Origin of the sequence: Kineococcus mangrovi, assembly GCF_041320705.1 — a bacterium.
In the GTDB taxonomy this organism is placed as follows: Bacteria; Actinomycetota; Actinomycetes; order Actinomycetales; family Kineococcaceae; genus Kineococcus; species Kineococcus mangrovi.
In genome coordinates, this window is sequence record NZ_JBGGTQ010000012.1 from 81,713 (window position 1) to 101,294 (window position 19,582).

Sequence of the window (19,582 nt, forward strand, 5' to 3'; positions counted from 1 at the left end):
ACCGTGGCTGAACCGCTGAAGACCCCCCGGCCCGTCACCCTGTTCACGGGGCAGTGGGCCGACCTGCCGTTCGAGGAGGTCTGCCGCCTCGCCTCCGAGTGGGGTTTCGACGGCCTCGAGATCGCGACGTGGGGCGACCACCTCGACTCCACGCGCGGGGCGAGGGACGACGACTACATCGCCGAGAAGAAGGCGACGCTGGAGAAGCACGGCCTGCAGGTCTGGACGATCTCGGCCCACCTGTCCGGCCAGGCCGTCTGCGACCTCATCGACGCCCGCCACCAGGACATCGTCTCGGTCGACGTCTGGGGCGACGGCGACCCCGAGGGCGTCCGGCAGCGCGCCGCCGAGTACGTCAAGGACACCGCCCGCACGGCCGCCAGGCTCGGCGTCAAGACCGTCACCGGGTTCACCGGCTCCTCGATCTGGCACACCGTCGCGATGTTCCCCCCCACCCCGGACGCCATGGTCGATGCCGGGTACCAGGACTTCGCCGACCGCTGGAACCCGATCCTGGACGTGTTCGACGAGGTCGGGGTGAAGTTCGCCCACGAGGTCCACCCGTCCGAGATCGCCTACGACTACTGGACGACGAAGCGGGCGCTGGAGGCCATCGGCCACCGCGAGGCGTTCGGCCTGAACTTCGACCCGTCGCACTTCGTCTGGCAGGACCTGGACCCGGTCGGGTTCCTGCGCGACTTCGCCGACCGGATCTACCACGTGCACTGCAAGGACTCGCGCAAGCAGCTCGACGGCCGCGCCGGCCGCCTGGGCTCGCACCTGGCGTGGGCGGACTCCCGCCGCGGCTGGGACTTCACGTCCGTCGGCCACGGCGACGTCCCGTGGGAGCTGATCTTCCGCGAGCTCAACAACATCTCCTACGGGGGCCCCACGAGCGTGGAGTGGGAGGACGCCGGCGTGGACCGCCTGCGCGGGGCGCCCGACGCCCTGGCCTTCGTCCGCCGTCTCGGCGAGCTGTTCCAGCCGCCGGCCGCCGCGTTCGACGCGGCGTTCAGCTCGAAGGGCTGATCCGGGGGCTCGTCCCGGGGACGGCTCAAGCCGGCCACCCTCCGGCCGATGAGGACCGTGGCGCGTCCAGCTCCGACGCGTCACGGTTCTCTGCAGCTGGAGGGGTGCTCCGCGTGTCGTCCGACCAGTCCGCCGGTCGGGGGCGTCTCGTCGAGGCCCCGGGCGAGCCCGCCGCGCTGAGCGGGGGCGTCTGGCGCCGTCGGCTCGTGTTCTGCGCCGTGTTCACCCTCGCCACCCTGCTCGGTCGCGGTGGTCAGGCCGACGGTGCCCACCTGGCGATCCTCTGGCCGGCCTCGGCCGTCGGCCTCCTGTGGCTCGCCGGGTCCCCGGGCCGCGCGGGGCGGGTGGTCGACGCGCTGCTGGTCCTGGTCCTCACCCTCGGCCTGCGCCGGGTGACCGGGATGCCTCTCGGGGAGTCCGCCGTCCTGTCCGTGGCCGCCGTGGTCCAGGCCCTGGCGGGGACGTGGACGTACCGGGTGCTGCAACCCAGCGGGTTCCGGCTCGCCCGGGTGCAGCACCTGCGCTCCCTGGCGCTGTCGTCGTCGTCCGGTGCGGTGCTGTCCAGCCCCGTCGCCGCGGTGGCCTTCGCGCTCGTCGACGACGTGCCGGCGCCGCTGGCGACGGCGCAGTGGGCCCTGCGGACCGCGGTGTCGACCTTCGTGGTCCTGGCCATCGTCCTGCGCTCGGCCGAGCGCGGCGCGCGCTCCCCCGGCAGCAGCACGCGCGCGCTGGAGCGCGCGGCGCAGGCCGTCGTCTTCCTCGCGGCCTACGGGATCGCCTTCGGCCTGCTGCGGGGGACGGCCGTGGCCTTCCTCGTCCTGCCGGTGGCGGTGTGGGTCGCGCTGCGGCGGACCACGACCGCGGCGACCGTGCACGTCGTGCAGGCGTCCGCCGTCGTCGTGGTCGTCACCTGGGCCGGTCGCGGCCCCTGGAGCGGGCTGGACCCGGACCTGCAGGCCGTGTGCGCCGAGGCGTTCATCGGCACGCTGGCCTTCCTCACCCTGGTCCTGGCCCTGTACCGCGACGAGAGCATCGAGAACGCCCGGCGTGCCGCGGAGCAGGCCGGGCTGCTCAACGCCGTCTTCGCCTCGATCTCCGACGCCGTGTGCGTCTTCGACCGCCAGGGGAACTCCCTGCTGCGCAACCCGGCCGCGGACGACCTGCTCGGCGGCCCGCGGGTCGACCGCCGCGAGTGGGGCCGGGCCGTGACCTTCCACCACCCCGACGGTGCGCCCTTCGCCGACGCCGAGCTGCCGGTCGTCCGGGCCCTGGCCGGGGAGGCGGTCGTGGGGGTGGACCTGCGACTGCACCGGTCGGGCGACCCGGAGGGCGTGCTCGTCAACGTCAGCGCGCAGCCGCTGCCGCGCGAGGACGGAGCCGTCTGGGGCGGTGGGGTCGTCGCCGCCTTCCACGACGTCACCGAGGTCCGGGCGGCGACCGCCCGGGTGGCGCAGGCCCACGAGCTGCTGGCCAACGTCCTGCGCGGGGCCACCGAGCACGCGATCGTGGCCGTGGACACCGCGGGCGTCGTCACCGTCTTCAGCGAGGGGGCGCAGCGGATGCTGGGCTGGACCGAGCAGGAGATGCTCGGCGGCGACGGGCTGGCGCTGCACGACCCGGCCGAGGTGCAGGCGGTGGCCGCCGCGCTCGGGCTGACCGACCCGCGGCAGATCTTCGCCGCGGCGGTCTCCGACGAGCCGACGACGGGCCGGTTCACCTACGTGCGCCGCGACGGCAGCACCCTGCCGGTGGTCCTGACCACCTCGCCCATGCGCGACCACGCCGGTGAGCTCGTGGGCTGGATCGGGATGGCCACGGACGTCTCGGAGCTGGAGAACTCCGAAGCCCTCTTCCGCGCCGCGCTGGAGACCGCGCCGGTCGGCATCGCCCTGGTCGCCGCGACGGGGGAGCGGGCCGGTCGCGTCCTGCGGGTCAACCGGTCGTTGTGCCGCTTCACCGGCCGCTGCGAGGAGGAGCTGCTGGGGGCCGAGTTCGCCGGGCTGGCGCTGGACGCGGCGCCGTTCGAGGAGCTGTTCGCCGACGTCCTGGGCCGGCGCCGGGAGCAGCGGGTCGTCCTGCGCTTCCGCGCCCCCGACGGCCGGCGGCTGGACGCGGAGGTGACCGGCACCCTCGTGCGGCCCGTCGGGGGCGAGGTCACGCTGCTGCTGCTGGTCGAGGACGTCACCGAACGCCTCGCCGCGGAGTCGGAGCTGCAGCACCGGGCGCTGCACGACGCGCTGACGGGACTGCCCAACCGGGTGCTGTTCCACGACCGCCTCGAGCACGCGGTGACCGCCGCCCGCCGCGGGACCGGGCACGTGGGGCTCCTGTACGTCGACCTCGACGGGTTCAAGGCGGTCAACGACGGCGCCGGGCACGACGCGGGGGACGACCTGCTCGTGCAGGTGGCGCAGCTGCTGACGTCCTGCGTCCGCCCGGGGGACACCGTGGCCCGTCTCGGCGGGGACGAGTTCGCGATCGTGTGCGCGGGGACGACGGCCGAGGAGGACCTCGTCGCCATCGGGGCCCGCGTGCTGGAGGCGCTGCGGGTGCCGTTCGACGTGCGCGGGCGCGACGGCCGGTCCGTGCGGGCCGTCGTGGGTGCCAGCATCGGGGTGCGCTGGTGCGACGGTGACGGCGACGTCCCGGCCGAGGAGCTGCTGCGGGACGCCGACGACGCGATGTACGCCGCGAAGCGGGCGGGGAAGGGGCGCGTCGTCGTGCACCGGGGGCGCGGGGGAACCGAGTGCGTCCCCGGCGCGTCCCACCTCTCCGTCGGGTGAGCACGTTCAGTGGTCGATCGACTACCCAACGTGTGGTTCATCTCACAGCGGCGACCGCGGCGCCCCACGGGACTGGTTGAGTGCGACGCATGACGACGACCTCCCCCCGGGTCCGCCGGCGGTCCTCCCGGCGCCCGCTGGCCGTGACCGCGCTGAGCACCACCACCGCCGCGCTCGCGGCGCTCGCGCTCGCCGCCCCCGCCTCGGCCGACCCCGTCGCCGAAGTGGACCCCGCGGCCCTGCACGTCCTGGACCGCACCAACGCCGCCCGCGCCGCCGCCGGGTGCGCCCCGCTGCTCCTGGACCCCGCCCTGCAGGTCGCCGCGCAGCAGCACACCACCGAGATGGCGGCCACCGGCACGATGTCGCACGCGGGGGCCGACGGCAGCTCGCCGCGGACCCGCCTGGCCGCCGCCGGCGCCTTCCCCGCGCTCACGGCCGAGAACGTGGCGCACGGCTACGACGCCGACGGCGTCGTGGACGCGTGGCTCGCCAGTCCCGGCCACCGGGCCAACGTCCTGGACTGCCGCCTGTCGGCCGTGGGCATCGCCGCGGCCCCGGGCGCCGAGGGCACGTGGTGGACGCAGGTCTTCGCCGGCTGGCGCTGACCCGGCCGGTGCTGACCCGGCCGGTGCTGACCCGGCCCGGCGAGACCGTCCGGCCCGCCCGCGGCATCCTGGGGTGAGGAACCCGGCCGGTGCCCCCGGCGTCGGACGGGGTGGGCGCGGGACGTGGGGCGAGGGTCGTCCCCGGGCGCCGGGAGGTCGTCGTGGCGGGTGCACCCTGGTGGGAGCAGTTCGACCCCGGCGAGTCTGTTGCGAGCGCCGCGAGCACGCGCAGCGCGGCCGGTCCCGGCGCGCCCACCGGTGCCGGCGGGGGACCGCGGCCCGGGACGGGGACCGCGGCCCCGCCCGAGCCGCAGGTCGTCGTGCACGAGCCCCGGCCCCCGCGCCCGCCGCGCGGGCTGCAGGCGGTGGCCGCGGTGCTGGCGCTCCTGCTCGTCGCCCTGCTCGGCGTCCTCGCCGCCCGGACCGTCGGCGCCTCGGACCGGTCACCGACCGGGCCCGCGACCGCGGACGGCCCGACCACGTCCCCGGTGCGCAGCGCCACCGGCGGGACGGCGGCCGCCGACGCGGCGGCCACGGCCGAGCTGGAGGACCTGCGCCGCCGCGGGCTGCAGGAGCACCCCCCGCAGGGGCAGTGGGTCGCCCAGCTCGCGGCCAAGAGCGTCGGGACGACCGACCCCGTGCAGACCGCCGCGAACGGCAGCAGCACCTTCTACGCCACCGACATCCTCGCCCAGAGCCGCGAGATCGCCTCCGGGATCGCCGGGGGCGACGTCTTCGTGCTGCGGACCACCGACTTCGGCGACGGTCTCGTCGACGCCCGCGGGAACCCGTACTGGGTGACGCTGGTCGCCGGGCCGTTCGGCGACGCCGACGACGTGCGGACCTGGTGCGACAGCGTGTTCGCCACCGTCCCGGCCGCCGACCGGTCGAACGCCTGCCTGCCCAAGCAGTTGACGCCACCGAGCTGACGGCTCGCGCCCGCCGGGGGCCTGCCCGCGGGAGCGCGCGTCAGTGCGAGGCGGTGAGGTGCCCCGCGAGCCGTTCGTGCATCGCGGCGCTGGCCTCGTTCAGCCCGACGATGGTGACGTCCTTGCCCTTGGCCGCGTACTTGGTGGTGACGGCGTCCAGGGCCGCCACCGTCGAGGCGTCCCAGACGTGGGAGTCGGACAGGTCGACGAGGACCCGCTCGGGGTCACCGGCGTAGTCGAACTGGGACACGAGGTCGTTGGAGGAGGCGAAGAACAGCGCCCCGTGGACGTGGTACGTCTTCAGGGACCCGTCCTCGGACAGGACGCCGTCGACCTCCACGAGGTGCGCCACCCGGCGGGCGAACAGCAGGGCGGCGACCAGGACGCCGACGACGACGCCGATGGCGAGGTTGTGGGTCGCGACCACGACGACGACCGTGGTGACCATGACGGTGGTCTCGCTGCGCGGCATCCGGCGCAGGGTGGCCGGCCGCACCGAGTGCCAGTCGAAGGTGCCGACGGCGACCATGACCATGACGGCGGCCAGCGCGGCCATCGGGATCGTGGCCACGACGTCGCCCAGGCCCACGACGAGGATCAGCAGGAACACCCCGGCCAGGAACGTCGACAGCCGGGTGCGGGCGCCGGAGCGGACGTTGATCATGGTCTGGCCGATCATGGCGCAGCCGCCCATGCCGCCGAAGAACCCGGTGATGACGTTGGCCGCGCCCTGGCCCCAGGCCTCGCGGGTCTTGGAGGAGCCGGTGTCGGTGACCTCGTCGACGAGCTTGGCCGTCATCAGCGACTCCATGAGCCCGACGAGGGCCAGGCCGACGGCGTAGGGGGCGATGATCCGCAGCGTCTCCAGGGTGAGGGGGACGTCCGGCAGGCCCAGCACGGGCAGGCTGTCGGGCAGGGCGCCCTCGTCCCCGACGTTCGGGACGGCCAGGTGCGCCACGACGGTCAGCGCGGTCAGGACGGCGATCGCGACCAGGGGGGCGGGCACGGCCCGGGTCACCTTCGGCAGGAAGACCATGATCGCCAGGGCGGCCGCGACCATCGGGTAGACCAGCCACGGGACGCCGACGAGGTGGGGGACCTGGGCCCAGAAGATGAGGATGGCCAGGGCGTTGACGAAGCCGACCATGACGCTGCGCGGGACGAAGCGCATGAGCCGCGGCACCCGCAGCAGCCCCAGGACGACCTGGATGAGCCCGCCGAGGATGACGGTGGCGATGAGGTAGTCCAGGCCGTGCTCGCGCACCACGGGGGCGATGACGAGTGCGATGGCGCCGGTGGCCGCCGAGATCATCGCGGGCCGGCCGCCGAGGACGGCGATGGAGACGGCCATCGTGAAGGAGGCGAAGAGGCCGACCCGGGGGTCCACCCCCGCGATGATCGAGAAGGAGATCGCCTCGGGGATGAGGGCGAGCGCCACGACGAGGCCGGCCAGCACCTCGGTCCGCAGCACGGTCGGGGTGAGCAGGGGCGGGCGTGGTCGCAGGGCGGGTGGCCGCAGGGCGGTGGAGGTCACGGACGTCCGTTCCGGGGGAGGGGTGGGGGGGTGCCCCCGAGCGCGGCGCGGTCGCGTGGGAGCTGACGGTGCAGAACTCTACCTTGACGTGAGAAGAAGGTTGAGGTGGCTCTCGGCGAACGTGTGGACCGAGCGTCACAAGCCGTGACGATCTGTCGAGCGGTCGGTGCGGACGGGTGATCCCGCCTCGTTCGGTGGCCGCTGCACCGCGCGGTGGCGGATCGGCCGGTCGGCAACGGGTCGGCGGTCCGCGCCGGACGACGGCGGAGCGCCGCCCCCGCTGTCGCCCGCTCGGCACCCCTTGCGAGGAGCTTCGGGCGAATCTACCTTCACGTAACGGTAGGGTCGGCGGTGCCGGCCCACCTCGGGGGGAGGTGCAGGTGAGCGTCGTGCGTCCGTTCCCGCCTGCCCCGGACCCGCCCCGTCGACCTCACCGACCACGTCGACCTGCGCGGCCACCGTGCCGTCCAGCGGCCGACCCGCCCACCTGGAACGAGGTCCCGTGACCACGCGCACCACCCCGAAGACCCCCGGCCGCCCGGACGTCGGCCGCCGGGCCGACGACCTGCGCCCCCGCGTGCCGGCCGCCTGGTCCGGCGCCGGGACGCGGGCGCGGACCCTGGCCACGGCCTTCGACCCCCGCCGCAACGCCCTCGACGTCCTGCGCCTGGGTCTGGCGCTGACCGTGGCGCTGGTCCACACGATGCTCCTGGGCCTCGGCCACCAGCCCCAGGCCGGTTCCACCGACGTCGGCAGCCTCGCGGTGGACGGCTTCTTCGTCCTCAGCGGTTTCCTCGTCACCGCCAGCTTCCTGCGCCTGAGGTCGCTGCGGCGCTACCTGTGGCACCGGGCGCTGCGCATCCTGCCCGGCTTCTACGTCAGCCTGGTCCTGACGGCCGCGCTCGCGGCCCCGGTGCTCGCGCTCCTGTCGGGCCGGTCCGCGACGTCGGTCTTCTCCGGCCCGGACTCGGCCGTGGACTACGTCGTGGCCAACGGGGCCCTGCTGATGCGGCAGTTCGAGATCGCCGGGCTCGGTCCCGACCCCTCGGGCACCGTCGTCAACGGCTCCCTGTGGACGCTGTTCTTCGAGGCCGCCTGCTACGGGATCGTCGCGGCCCTCGGCGTGGTCGGCGTCCTGGCCCGCCGCCGGTGGGTCGTCCTCGTCCTGCTGGGGCTGCTGTGGGCGACGACCGTCTCGGCGACGGCCGGGTTCAACCCGTTCGGGTCCGAGCTGATGCTGCGGTTCACGTTCATCTTCCTGCTCGGCGCCGCCGGTCACCTGTACGCCGACCGGGTGCCCCTGTCCCTGCCGCTGGCGGTGGCCTCGGTCGTCCTGGTGGTCGTCGGGTTGCAGCTGCTGCCGGACTACCGGGCCCTGGCCGGCCCCGCCTTCGCCTACGCCCTCCTCTACGCCGTGGTGCGCCTGCCGCTGCGGTGGCGGCCCCGGTGGGACCTGTCCTACGGCATCTACGTCTGGCACTGGCCGATCGCCCTGGTCCTGTCGACGGCCGGGCTCGCGGACGTCGCGGGGGCCGGTTTCGTCCCGGTGTCCCTGGCCTGCGCCGCCGCGGTCGCCGCGCTGTCGTGGAGGTTCGTCGAGGCCCCGGCGCTGTCCTTCAAGGACGCGGCCTGGGTGACGCGGGGTCGGCGCCGGGCCGGGGTGCGGCCGTAGGGTGAGGCTCGTGAGCGCGCTGCGACCAGGGGAGCCCGGGGAGCTGCCCGCGCCGGACAAGGCCGTGTACCAGGTGGGCGAGGTCGCCGAACGCGTCCGGCTCTCGCACCGGACCGTGCGCTACTACGACGACCAGGGCCTGCTGAGCGCGGCCCGCAGCGCGGGCAACTACCGCCTCTACAGCGAGTCCGACATCGAGCGCATGCTGACGATCCGCCGGATGAAGCCCCTCGGGTTCAGCCTCGACGAGATGCGGCACGTGCTGGGGGTGCTGGACCGCGTCGACCGCGAGAGCGCGCGGGCCCCGGAGCTGGAGCTGGAGCTGCGCCGCGCCATCGACGACGTCCGCGAGCGCCGCGACGAGCTGGCCGAGAAGGTGGCGGGCGCGGACGACTTCCTCGCCGCCCTGCGCGCCCGCCTGCCCTGACCCCGGCCGGGCCCGTCAGTCGTCCAGGTCCCCGCGCCGGTCCCCGACGGCGGAGCGTTCGCGCAGCGGGCGGGCCTGCGGCAACCGCGTGCCGATGACCTGGTCGATGACCCGGTGCGCGATGGACTGCGCGTCCAGGCCGGCGTCGCGCAGGATCTGGGCGCGCGAGGCGTGGTCGAGGAACCGGTCGGGCAGCCCGAGCTCGGTGACCCCGGTGTCGACGTCCGCCGCGCGCAGGTCCTGGCGCAGCCGGGTGCCGATCCCGCCGACGCGCACGCCGTCCTCGATCGTGACGACGAGGCGGTGCTCTCGGCACAGCTCCACGAGCGAGGACGCGACCGGCACGACCCAGCGCGGGTCGACGACGGTCGCGCCGATGCCCTGCGCGGCGAGCAGCGAGGCCGTCTCCAGCGCCGTCGTGGCCATCGAGCCGACCGCGACGAGCAGGACGTCGCGGGAACCGTCCGGGGCCTCGGCGAGCACGTCGACCCCGTCGGGGAGGCGGAACAACCGCGGCACGTCCGGGCCGACCGCGCCCTTGGGGTAGCGCAGGACGGTCGGGGCGTCCTCGACCGCGATCGCCTCGGCCAGCTCCTCGCGCAGCGTCGCGCCGTCGCGGGGGGCGGCGATGCGGATGCCCGGGACCACCTGCAGCAGGGCGAGGTCCCACATGCCGTGGTGGCTGGGGCCGTCCGGTCCGGTCACCCCGGACCGGTCGAGCACGAACGTCACCCCCGCCCGGTGCAGGGCCACGTCCATGAGGACCTGGTCGAACGCGCGGTTGACGAACGTGGCGTAGAGCGCGACGACGGGGTGCAGGCCCCCGTAGGCCAGACCGGCGGCCGTGGTGACGGCGTGCTGCTCGGCGATCCCGACGTCGAACACGCGCTCGGGGTGGCGTTCGGCGAACGTGTGCAACCCGGTGGGGCGCAGCATGGCCGCGGTGATCGCGACGATCCGGGGGTCCTGCTCGCCCAGGTCGGCGAGCTCGCGGGAGAACACCGACGTCCAGGAGGTCCCGCCGGCGACCTCGAGGGACTCGCCGGTCGTGGGGTCGATCCTGCCGACGGCGTGGAACTGGTCGGCCTGGTCGCGCAGGGCCGGTTCGAACCCGTGGCCCTTCTCCGTGATGGCGTGGACGATGACCGGTGTCCCGTAGTCGCGCGCCTGCCGCAGCGCCTGCTCCAGCGCCTCCTGGTCGTGGCCGTCGACCGGGCCGACGTACTTGACGTCCAGGTTGGAGTACAGCGCCTCGTTGCCGGTGAACCGGGCGAGGAAACCGCGCGTCCCGCCGCGCACCCCGCGGTAGAACGCCCGTCCGGGCGAGCCGAAGCGGTCGGCCGCGGCCTGGCTCTTCTCGTGCAGCCGGCGGTACTCGCTGCGGGTGCGGACCGTGCTGAGGAACCGCGCCATCCCGCCGATCGTGGCGCCGTAGGACCGTCCGTTGTCGTTGACGACGATCACCAGGCGGCGGTCGTTGTCGTGGGACACGTTGTTGAGCGCCTCCCACGTCATCCCGCCGGTGAGCGCACCGTCGCCGACGACCGCGACGACCGTGCGGTCGGTCTGGCCGGACAGCTCGAAGGCGCGGGAGATGCCGTCGGCCCACGACAGCGACGCCGAGGCGTGGGAGGACTCGACGATGTCGTGCTCGGACTCGCTGCGCTGCGGGTAGCCCGCCAGGCCCCCGCGCTCGCGCAGGTGCGAGAAGTCCTGGCGCCCGGTGAGCAGCTTGTGCACGTACGACTGGTGGCCCGTGTCGAAGATGATCGGGTCCTTGGGGGAGTCGAAGACGCGGTGCAGGGCCAGCGTCAGCTCCACCACCCCCAGGTTCGGCCCCAGGTGACCGCCGGTCTTGGCGACGGACGCGACGAGGAAGCGACGGATCTCGGCCGCCAGCTCGTCCAGTTGCGCCGGGGTCAGGTCGTCGAGGTCTCGGGGAGACCGGATCGATCCGAGCAGGTCCACAGGTGCTCCTCTCGTCTGCGCAGGCAGCTTAGGCAGCTTAGGCGGCTGCGAACGCCTCGCCAGTCCGTGCCGGCCCGCGGATCCCTCAGGCCGTGGGGGAGCGGGGGTGGGCCAGCGTGCTCTCGACCTGCCCCGAGGCCTTCCGCAGCCGTTCCAGGTCCAGCTCGTGCAGGTCGGCCTGCGCCACGGCCGCGCGCAGCCGGCCGAGCTGGGTGCGGACGGCGGTGCGCACCTCGGCCCGGGACGTGGACCAGGCGACCTCCTCCAGCATCTGCGCGACGCGGAGCAGGACCGCGGGGTCGGTCCCGTACCGCACCGGCTGCGCCACGGCCAGGTCCAGCAGCTCCGGCATCCCCGGCCGGCGCACGACCAGCCGCAGCGTGCCGTCCTCGTCGCGGGCGACCTGGTCGCCCAGGGGGCGGTCGGCCACCGCGCACAGGAACGCCGAGGTGTGGCCGATGGCGCGCACCGCCGTCGTGGGGTCGTTGATCCCCGGGGACAGCGCCTTGTCGGCCACGTCGACGAGCTGGCGCAGCCCGAAGGCCAGGTCCTGCGCCTGGGTGGGTTCCGGCCCGATGTCCACGGCCTCGTCCAGGCCCTCCTGGACCCGGCGGTGCACCTCCGCGTCCAGGGGCCTGCCCCCGCTGGACCAGCACCAGCCGATCGGGGTGCCGCGCACCACCGAACCGCCCGGGGCGCGGTCGACCACGACCACCACGTCCGCGTCCTGCGCGAGCTCCAGCAGGGGGCCCTCGTCGACGAGGCAGAGGAACCCCGACCCCGCCGCCACGAGCTGGGCGGCCCCGCCGGGGACGGTGACCGGCGTGCCCCGCTCCGCGGTCACCGTCCCGTCCGTCGGGTACAGCAGGTCGGCGGTGCGGCAGGCTTCGACCTGCACCCGCTCGAGCACCGTCTCCACGCGGATCTCCCGCGCCAGGTGGGCCAGGAACAGCACGAGGCAGACCACGCTGACCACCGCCAGCAGGAACGCCACCGTCACCGAGATGCGCGGCACCACGGCCGACACGACCGCCCCGCCGTCGTCGTCGCTCGGGCTGCGGACGGTCCGCAGCACCGTCAGCGCGTAGGTGAACGTCGACAGGAAGACCGCCAGCGTGACGTGCACGAAGCGGTCCTGGGTGAACGTGCGCAGCAGCCGCGGCGAGAACTGGCTGCTCGCCAGCTGCAACGTGACGACGGTCAGGGAGAAGGTGAGGGACGTCACCGTGATGAGGGAGCTGGCCACCGCGTCCAGGACGGTCCGCGCGGCGCCGGCGCCGCCGCCGAAGACGAGGTTGCGCACGCTGTCCGGCAACTTCTCGTCGACGGCCCCGTCCAGCAGGGGCAGCAGGACGCCCGCGATGACGGCCAGGGTGACCCCGATGACGGGCAGGGGCCACAGGCGGGTGCGGACCGCCTCCTGCAGGGCTGCGAAGCGGACGCCGACGTGGTGGGGCACCGTCGAACTCTCGCAGCACCTCGGGGCCCCCACCCGTCCGGAGGCGGGCCGGGCGAGAGCGCGGTCGCCGTCAGAGCGAGAGCGAGGGGTGCAGCTTCGCGACCGTCCAGGTGCGGCGGCGGTGGCAGGCGAGCACGGTGAGGCCCATCGCCAGCACCCCGAAGGCGGCCAGGACGCCCGCGTCGAGCAGGACGGGACCCGCGGCGGCACCGGCGACGAGGTGGCGCAGGCCGTCGGCCGCGTAGGACATCGGCAGGAACGGGTGGATGGCCTCGAAGAACGCCGGGGACGTGCCCACGGGGTAGGTGCCCCCGGCCGACGTGAGCTGCAGGACGAGCAGGACGAGGGCCACGAGGCGGCCCACCCCGCCCAGCAGGGCGTTCAGGCTCTGGTGGATCGCGGTGAACACCACGGCGACGAGGGCCGCGAAGGCCACGGTCGCGACGGGGTGCGGGGAGGCGATCCCGACGGCCAGCAGCAGCACGAGCCACAGCACGACGGCCTGCGCCACCCCCAGCAGGGCGCCCGGCACCCAGCCGGCGACGGCGGCGCGGTAGGACGAGGCCGTCGAGGCCAGCGCCCGCGGGGACACGGCCCGCAGCACCATGTACGTCACCATCCCGCCCACCCACAGCGCGACCGGCACGAACAGCGGCGCCAGGCCGTCGCTGTAGCGGGACACGGCGTGGTCCTTGACGCGGTCGGCGGCCACGGGGGCCGCGACGACGCCGGCCCGGTCGGCGGCCGCGTCGCCGGAGTAGACCGGCACCTCCCCCTGGCCGTCGGCGAGCCGGCCCTGCAGCGAGCCGGCGCCCTCGGCGAGCTGCCGGGTGCCGTCGGCGAGCCGGCCGGCCCCGTCCCTGGCCCGGGTCGTGCCGTTGAACAGGGCGGTGGCGCCGTCGTCGACGCGGGCGGCGCCGGCCGAGAGCGCGGTGGCGCCGTCGGCGGCGCTGCGGGCACCGGTGGCGAGCCGGCGGGTGCCCGCAGCGAGGGCGTCGGCCCCGTCGGCGGCCTGCGCCACCCCCTGCTGCAGCGCCGGGGCCGCCGCGGCGAGCTGCCCGGCGCCGGTGGAGACGGCGGACGCGCCGTCGGACAGCTGCCGCGCGCCGGTGGTGAGCGCGTTGACCTGCGTCCGCACCTGCCGGCCGATCCCGGTCACGGACCCGTCGGCGAGCGCCTGCTGGGCCTGTTCGAGGCTGCGGACGGTGGCGGCGAGGTTCTCGTCCTCGGGGTTCGCGGCGGACAGCTGCCGGGCCTGGACGAGCAGCTGGTCCACGAGCGGGGACAGCTTCCCGGCCTCCTCCAGCGCGGGCAGCGCGCGGTCGGCCGCGGCGGCCACGGCGTCGGCCCCGTCGGCGACCCGTCCCGCGCCGGCGGCCACCCGGGAGGCGCCGTCGGACAGCTGCGCGGTCTGGGCGGGCAGGTCCCGCGTCGCCGTGCGGAGCCGGTCGAGGCCGGTGGCGAGCTGCCCGGCGCCGCCGGCGGCACCGTCGGCGCCGGTGGCGACCTGGGCGGTCCCGTCGGCGAGCTGGGCGGACCCGCTGCGCAGCTGCCCGGTGCCGTCGACGAGCTGGGCGGCGCCGGCGTCGAGGTCGCCGAGGCCGACGACGAGCGCGCCGGCGCCCTCGTCGGCCTGCCGGGCGCCGTCGGCGAGCTGGCCGGCCCCGTCGGCCGCCCGGCCGAGGGAGTCGTGGATCGAGGAGAACGCGACGTAGACGTTCTCGAGGTAGTCCGTCGTGGCGCCGGTGGCGACCTTCGCGCGGATCGTCGTGGCGATGGTGTTCGTGACCTGGCCGAGGATGTAGTTCTCGGCGTCGTCGGTCGTGACGGACAACCTCCCCTGCTGCGGGTCCGCGCCGCCGGTGGAGGCCAGGGCGGCGGAGAACCCGGACGGGATGCGCAGCACGGCCGCGTAGTCGCCGTCGCGCAGGCCCTGCGCGGCCTGCGCCTCGGTGGCGGTGCGCCAGTGGAACCCGGCGGCGGCGTCGGGGCCGGTGAGCTCGTCGACGAGTCCCTGCCCGGCGTCGACGGTGCGCGGGGACCCGTCGAGGCCGGTGACGGTCGCGGGGACGTCGGAGTTCACGACGGCGGCCTGCAGGTTCGACAGCCGGCCCACGGGGTCGGTGTTCGACCACAGGTACAGCCCGCCGTAGATCAGCGGGACGAGCACGACCGCGACGAGCGCGAGCCTGGTGATGGTGGCCCGCCGGAACCGGGCGAGTTCGAGGCCGGGGAGGGTGAGCTTCACTGTTCGTCCTGGAGGTCGAGGAGGGTGCGGCCGTCGTCGGTGCGCCACGGGATGTCGGAGCTGTCGGAGCAGCCGGCGAGGACGGTCAGGCCCGTCTCCTGCAGGCTCGCCAGCCAGGCCCAGGCGCGGCGGCGGTCCTGGCTGCGGCGCAACGAGTCCACGTCGTCGACGACGAGGACGTCGGGGCGGCCCACGAGCGCGAGCACGACGCCGAGCGTCAGGCGTTCCAGGGGTTGCAGGTCGCTGACGAACTCCCGCCCCCGCAGCGGCGGGTCCGCCCCGGCGCCGGTGCGGGGGAGGGCGTCGCGCACCCGCTCCAGCTGGTCGGCGACCTCGCGGCGGGAGACCCACGGCCGGTGCCAGGGCCGGTGCAGGACGAGGCGCTCGGCGACGTGCTGCTCGACGGTGAGGGCGTCGTCGAGCTCGTTGACGCCGCGGACCTCGGCCAGGGCCACCCGGCGACGGACGGCCGCGGCCTTCTCCGGGAGGGGTTCGCCGAGGACGGTCAGGGTGCCGCCGGTGGGTCTCATCCGCCCGGCCAGCGTGAGCAGCAGGGACGTCTTGCCCGAGGAGGCGGGCCCGCGGACGACGAGGGCGGCTCCGGCGGGCACGTCGAGGTCGAGGCCGGAGAACACGGTGCGGCCGCCGGCGCACAGCTCCAGCCCCTGCGCCCGCACGACGGGGACCGGCTGGACGTCGTCCACCTCGGCGGGGCTCACCGGGGCACCTCCTCGGTGAACGTGGCGAGCGCGACGCCCAGCAGCCGGGGGCCGACCCCGGCCGGTTCGCCGAGCAGGTGCGAGGCCACCAGGCCCTCGTGCGCGGTGACCAGGGCGCGGACGAGGTCGTCGGCCGGGACGGTCGGGCGGCGGCCGATGCGGTGCAGGGCCTCGACGAGGACGGGGGCCAGCCGGGCGCGCAGCTCGGAGCGCTGCCGCGTCAGCGCCGCGGCGGCCTCGGTGCTGCGCAGGGCCTGGGCCGTGAACTCGGTGCGCACCGCGTGCCACTGCCGGTCCAGGGGCAGGACCTCCAGGACGTGCCCCACGAGCTGGTCGAGGTCGGTGCCGGGCAGGCCACCCGCGAGCCGCTGCTCGACGCGCTCGACGAGGGCGCCGGCCTGGTCGGCGTAGAGGGCGGCGACGACGTCGTCCATCGTCGCGAAGTTGGAGTAGAAGGCGCCCCGGGTGTACCCGGCGCGTTCGCAGACGTTCTCGACGCTGCTGCGGGCCAGCCCCTGCTCGCCGAGCACCTCGAGCGCGGCGGCCAGCAGGCGGGCGCGGGTCTGCTCGCGGCGCCGGGTGGTGCGCGCGTCGGTCGTAGTGGTCACACCACCAGGGTAAGCACTCGATACATAATGCATCAAGTGCACCTCGTATCGGATGCGGACCGCATCGTGATGCAGTCGTGCCCCGCAGGACCCCGCGACGGGCCCGGCGAGCCCCGGGGAACTCCTAGGCTGTGCCCGCGCGGGCACGTCCCGTGGTCCGCGCACGGGGGATCGAGCGGGGGAACGACGCAGTGCCGAACACCGACAAGCCCGCGCAGCAGGAGACCGGACGGCCGGCGGGCGGCCGTGCGCCACGGCCGTGGACGCGGCGACCCACCACCTGGGTCGGGCTCGGCGTCGTCGTCCTCGCGGGCGGGTACTGCGCCGCCGCGCTCGCCCTGGGCGGCCAGGCCCCGCGCGGGACGACCGTGCTCGGCGCCGACGTGGGCGGGCAGGACCGCGCGGCCGTCGAGCAGACCCTGGGCGAGCGCGCGCAGCAGCTGGCGACCACGCCCGTGGCCCTCCAGGTCACCGGTGCCGGGGCGTCGGCGACCGGGGAGGTCGTCCCCGCCGAGGCCGGGCTCGACCTCGACGTCGCCGGCACCGCCGAACGCCTCACCGGCCCCGCGTGGGCCCCCGCCGACCTGTGGCGCCACGTCGCCGGCGGCGCGGCCGAGGCCCCGGAGGTCGACGTCGACCGCGACGCCCTGCGGTCCGCGCTGCAGCCGCTGGCCGACTCCGTGGCCGTCGCCCCCGTGGAGGGGGCCGTCACGTTCGACGTGCGCGAGGACGGTGCCGTCGAACCGGCGCTCACCGCCCCCGAGGAGGGGCGGGCTCTCGACGTGGACGCCGCGGCGGACACGGTCGTGCGCGGCTGGCTCGACGGCGGTCCTCTCACGCTCGAGGCGGCCGTGGCCGAGCCCTCGGTCGACGCCGACGGCATCTCGGCCGCCGTCGACGCGATCGCCCGGCCCGCCGTGGCCGGGGACCTCGTCGTGGCCGGCGGTGGCCGGGAGGTGACCCTGCCCCCCGCGGCGTTCGCCCGCTCGCTGGCCGTCCGGCCCGTCGAGGGCGAGGCGGCCCTCGTCGCCGACGGGGCCGGGCTGCAGACCGCGCTCACCGCTGCCGACCCGCAGTTCGAGACGGCCCCGCAGGACGCCCGCATCGACATCGTCGGCGAGACCCCCCAGGTGGTGCCCGCGGTGGCGGGCCGTGCCGTGCCGCCGCAGGACCTCGCCCGCGCCGTCACCGGTGCGCTCACGGGGGCACCGCCGACCCGCCGCGCCGAGGTCGAGCTCGTCGAGTCCGCGCCGCAGCTGTCCACGGAGGAGCTGCAGCAGCTGGGGATCGTCGAGCGCATCTCGACGTTCGCCACCAACCTCACGGCGAACAGGGCCCGCACCGAGAACATCCGCATCGCGGCCGGGCACGTCGACGGCACGATCCTGCGCCCGGGGGAGGAGTTCTCCCTCAACGACACCGTCGGCGAGCGCACGCCCGAACGCGGGTTCAACCGCGCCCCCGTCATCTCCGGCGGCCGGCTCGTCGACGACTACGGCGGCGGGGTCTCCCAGCTGTCCACCACGCTGTTCAACGCGGTGTTCTTCGCCGGTCTGGACGAGATCGAGCACCGGCCGCACTCGTTCTACATCTCCCGCTACCCCGAGGGCCGGGAGGCCACGATCGACTGGCGCACCATCGACAACCGCTTCCGCAACGACTCCGGCCACGGCGTCTACGTCCAGGCCGGCATCGTCGGCAACCAGGTCGTCGTGTCGATGTACGGGACGAGGTTCATGGACGTCGAGGCGCGCAAGTCCGCGCGCCGCAACGTCAAGCCGCCGCGGACGATCTACGACACCTCTCGCGGCTGCACGCCCAGCTCGGCCACGGCCACGGGGTTCACCGTCGACGTCACGCGGGTCATGACGCCCGTCGGCGGCGGGGAGCAGCAGCGCGAGACGTGGACGACGGTCTACAACCCCGAGAACCGCGTCGTCTGCGGGCCCGACCCCGCGACCGTGCGGCCGAGCACCCCGGCACCCTCACCCAGCACCCCGGCCGAGACCCCGGCGCAGTAGCCGGGGCCCGGCCCGGGCGCGCCGGGGTCAGAGGGGCAGGACGTCCAGGTCGACGGCGCGCACGGGCCACAGGTCGAGGTCGAACTGGACCCCGGGCAGCGCGTGCTGGAGCTCGGACTGCAGCCGGAACCCCTCGCTGGCGTAGGTGGTGCAGGACGAGGGGGAGTCCCAGCCGCACAGCTCGACGGGGTGGTGCTCGTCGAAGTAGGCCTGCCAGGACAGCAGACCGGTGCGCAGGTGCTCGTCCAGGCCGAGGTCGTCCAGGTGCGTGGGGCTGAGGACGAAGCCCCCGAGGTCGGCCGGCGCCCACACGGGCGTCGGGGCCAGGTAGTCGCTCATGAGGCGCAATCGCTCAAGTCGCTCAAACGGCACCCGACGAGGGTAGGCCCTGCGCGGGAGTGCTCCGGACCACCGCGCCGGGGTCTGCACGCCTTGCGCCGCAACGTTTGCAACGACGCACCGTCGTAGTCGAGGGGGTGGCGGGGCGCCTCCTCGTCGCCACGGTGCCGCCGCGCTCGTGCAGGCGCCCCACGGCCTGCTGGACGGCACGACCGGCGACGCGCGGCGGTGAACCCGGCGCCCGGCCGGTCCGTGTCCCCGGTGACACGACGCCCCGACCCGGGGGCGTCCCGACCCGGGGGTCCCCGATGAGCAGCAGCACCACCGACCGACGACCCCGCCCCACCGGTCCCGGCCGACCGCGCCGCCGTCGCCGGCTGTGGATCGGGCTGGCGGTCCTCGTCGTCGTCCTCCTCGTCGCGGCCGTCGCGGGGCCGCGGATCTACGCGCAGGTCGAGGGCGGCAGGGCCGCGGCACCGCTGGCCACCGCCGGCTCGGCACCGACCGCGACCGGGCCCGCCACCGACGCCACGCTCGACGGCTCGTGGACCGTCGCCGACGGCGGCACCGCCGGGTACCGCGTCGAGGAGGTCCTCAACGGCCAGGACGTCACCGTGACGGGACGCACCGACCAGGTCACCGGCGACCTCACCGTCGACGGCGGCCGCCTCACCGCCGGGACGGTCTCGGTGGACCTGGCGAGCGTGACGACCGACTCCGGCGCCCGCGACGGGCGGTTCCGGTCCAGCTCGATCATGGACGTCGAGCGCTACCCGACCGCCGACTTCACCGTGACGTCCCCCGTCCCGCTCGGCGGGCTCGACGTCGGGTCCACGATCGCGGTCCAGCTCACCGGGACCCTCACCCTCAAGGGCACCACCCGCGACGTCACCGCGCCGGCCACCGTCGAGCGCACGGCCGAGCGGGCCGTCACCGTCACGGGGTCGCTGCCCGTGACCTGGTCCGACTACGGCGTCCAGGCCCCCGACCTCGGGTTCGTGTCCGTCCAGGACGCGGGGACCGTCGAGTTCTCGGTGCCCGCCGTCCCCGCCTGAGCCCCACCCGACGGTGGTCCGGGCGAACCGGTGGATGCGCCGGATCGCCTGCGGGACAGGCCCGCTGATCACTAGCCTGGCGGCATGTCGTCCGCGGGAGCGGTGGACCCGCTGCTCCTTCGCGCGTGGCAGGAGGTCTCCGAGGGAACCGTCGTGGGGGGGGGGGCGGGGCGGGGTTCGGTG

Annotated in this window: 15 protein-coding genes; 8 read left to right on the forward strand and 7 right to left on the reverse strand. The window is 75.3% G+C overall.

From position 1 onward, the window contains the following. Positions 1–3 precede the first annotated feature (3 nt). The 4 genes from AB2L28_RS20110 to AB2L28_RS20125 all read left to right on the forward strand — a co-directional run bounded on the left by AB2L28_RS20110 (position 4) and on the right by AB2L28_RS20125 (position 5,349). A complete protein-coding gene (locus AB2L28_RS20110) occupies positions 4–1,029 on the forward strand; it encodes a sugar phosphate isomerase/epimerase family protein (protein WP_370720780.1) in 1,026 nt (341 codons plus the stop codon). Between the two features lie 113 nt (positions 1,030–1,142). After that, positions 1,143–3,812 carry a diguanylate cyclase domain-containing protein gene (locus AB2L28_RS20115; protein ID WP_370720781.1) on the forward strand — a complete coding sequence of 890 codons (2,670 nt, stop codon included), beginning with the start codon at positions 1,143–1,145 and terminating at the stop codon, positions 3,810–3,812. Between the two features lie 89 nt (positions 3,813–3,901). Then, complete coding sequence (locus AB2L28_RS20120; RefSeq protein WP_370720782.1) at positions 3,902–4,420, forward strand: CAP domain-containing protein; 519 nt, start codon at positions 3,902–3,904, stop codon at positions 4,418–4,420. A gap of 161 nt (positions 4,421–4,581) precedes the next feature. Next, complete coding sequence (locus tag AB2L28_RS20125; protein ID WP_370720783.1) at positions 4,582–5,349, forward strand: hypothetical protein; 768 nt, start codon at positions 4,582–4,584, stop codon at positions 5,347–5,349. Between the two features lie 40 nt (positions 5,350–5,389). Here AB2L28_RS20125 and AB2L28_RS20130 read toward each other — a convergent pair whose 3' ends face one another. Next, positions 5,390–6,883, reverse strand: coding sequence for a SulP family inorganic anion transporter (locus AB2L28_RS20130; RefSeq protein WP_370720784.1), 1,494 nt, complete (start codon positions 6,881–6,883; stop codon positions 5,390–5,392). A 502-nt stretch (positions 6,884–7,385) separates the two neighbouring features. On the opposite strand from AB2L28_RS20130, the gene AB2L28_RS20135 reads away from it, so the two are divergent. Further along, the gene (locus AB2L28_RS20135; RefSeq protein ID WP_370720785.1) at positions 7,386–8,555 is read left to right on the forward strand and encodes an acyltransferase family protein; all 1,170 of its coding nucleotides are present in this window, start codon (positions 7,386–7,388) and stop codon (positions 8,553–8,555) included. A 10-nt stretch (positions 8,556–8,565) separates the two neighbouring features. After that, complete coding sequence (locus tag AB2L28_RS20140) at positions 8,566–8,982, forward strand: MerR family transcriptional regulator (protein ID WP_370720786.1); 417 nt, start codon at positions 8,566–8,568, stop codon at positions 8,980–8,982. Between the two features lie 15 nt (positions 8,983–8,997). Here the strand turns inward: AB2L28_RS20140 and dxs are convergent, their stop codons facing one another. From dxs to AB2L28_RS20165, 5 genes are all read right to left on the reverse strand, one after another. Further along, positions 8,998–10,950 (reverse strand): 1-deoxy-D-xylulose-5-phosphate synthase, encoded by a 1,953-nt coding sequence (gene dxs, locus AB2L28_RS20145; protein ID WP_370720787.1) that lies wholly within the window; start codon positions 10,948–10,950, stop codon positions 8,998–9,000. Positions 10,951–11,035: 85 nt separating this feature from the next. Next, complete coding sequence (locus AB2L28_RS20150) at positions 11,036–12,409, reverse strand: DUF2254 domain-containing protein (protein WP_370720788.1); 1,374 nt, start codon at positions 12,407–12,409, stop codon at positions 11,036–11,038. Between the two features lie 70 nt (positions 12,410–12,479). Further along, positions 12,480–14,657 carry a YhgE/Pip domain-containing protein gene (locus tag AB2L28_RS20155; protein WP_370720789.1) on the reverse strand — a complete coding sequence of 726 codons (2,178 nt, stop codon included), beginning with the start codon at positions 14,655–14,657 and terminating at the stop codon, positions 12,480–12,482. Beyond that, positions 14,654–15,376, reverse strand: a complete 723-nt coding sequence (locus AB2L28_RS20160) for an ABC transporter ATP-binding protein (protein WP_370720790.1) — start codon at positions 15,374–15,376, stop codon at positions 14,654–14,656. The genes AB2L28_RS20155 and AB2L28_RS20160 overlap by 4 nt, the downstream gene beginning before the upstream one ends. Continuing rightward, positions 15,373–15,984, reverse strand: coding sequence for a TetR/AcrR family transcriptional regulator (locus AB2L28_RS20165; RefSeq protein WP_370720791.1), 612 nt, complete (start codon positions 15,982–15,984; stop codon positions 15,373–15,375). Before AB2L28_RS20165 ends, AB2L28_RS20160 begins: the two co-directional genes overlap by 4 nt. A 191-nt stretch (positions 15,985–16,175) precedes the next feature. Between AB2L28_RS20165 and AB2L28_RS20170 the strand changes: the two genes are divergently transcribed. Further along, entirely contained in the window at positions 16,176–18,005 is a 1,830-nt protein-coding gene (locus AB2L28_RS20170) for a VanW family protein (RefSeq protein WP_370720792.1), read from the forward strand. Positions 18,006–18,032: 27 nt separating this feature from the next. On the opposite strand, the gene AB2L28_RS20175 is transcribed toward AB2L28_RS20170, so the two are convergent. Further along, on the reverse strand, positions 18,033–18,344 hold the full coding sequence (locus AB2L28_RS20175) for a hypothetical protein (RefSeq protein WP_370720793.1): 312 nt from the start codon (positions 18,342–18,344) through the stop codon (positions 18,033–18,035). A gap of 308 nt (positions 18,345–18,652) precedes the next feature. Here AB2L28_RS20175 and AB2L28_RS20180 point away from each other — a divergent pair, with 308 nt between their 5' ends. Further along, positions 18,653–19,399, forward strand: coding sequence for a YceI family protein (locus AB2L28_RS20180; protein WP_370720794.1), 747 nt, complete (start codon positions 18,653–18,655; stop codon positions 19,397–19,399). Positions 19,400–19,582: the final 183 nt, after the last annotated feature.

Bases quoted from the DNA above. Each gene is read 5' to 3' on its own strand.
- AB2L28_RS20180 (WP_370720794.1), top strand. From the start codon at position 18,653: ATGAGCAGCAGCACCACCGACCGACGACCCCGCCCCACCGGTCCCGGC.
- AB2L28_RS20120 (WP_370720782.1), top strand. From the start codon at position 3,902: ATGACGACGACCTCCCCCCGGGTCCGCCGGCGGTCCTCCCGGCGCCCG.
- AB2L28_RS20175 (WP_370720793.1), bottom strand. From the start codon at position 18,344: ATGAGCGACTACCTGGCCCCGACGCCCGTGTGGGCGCCGGCCGACCTC.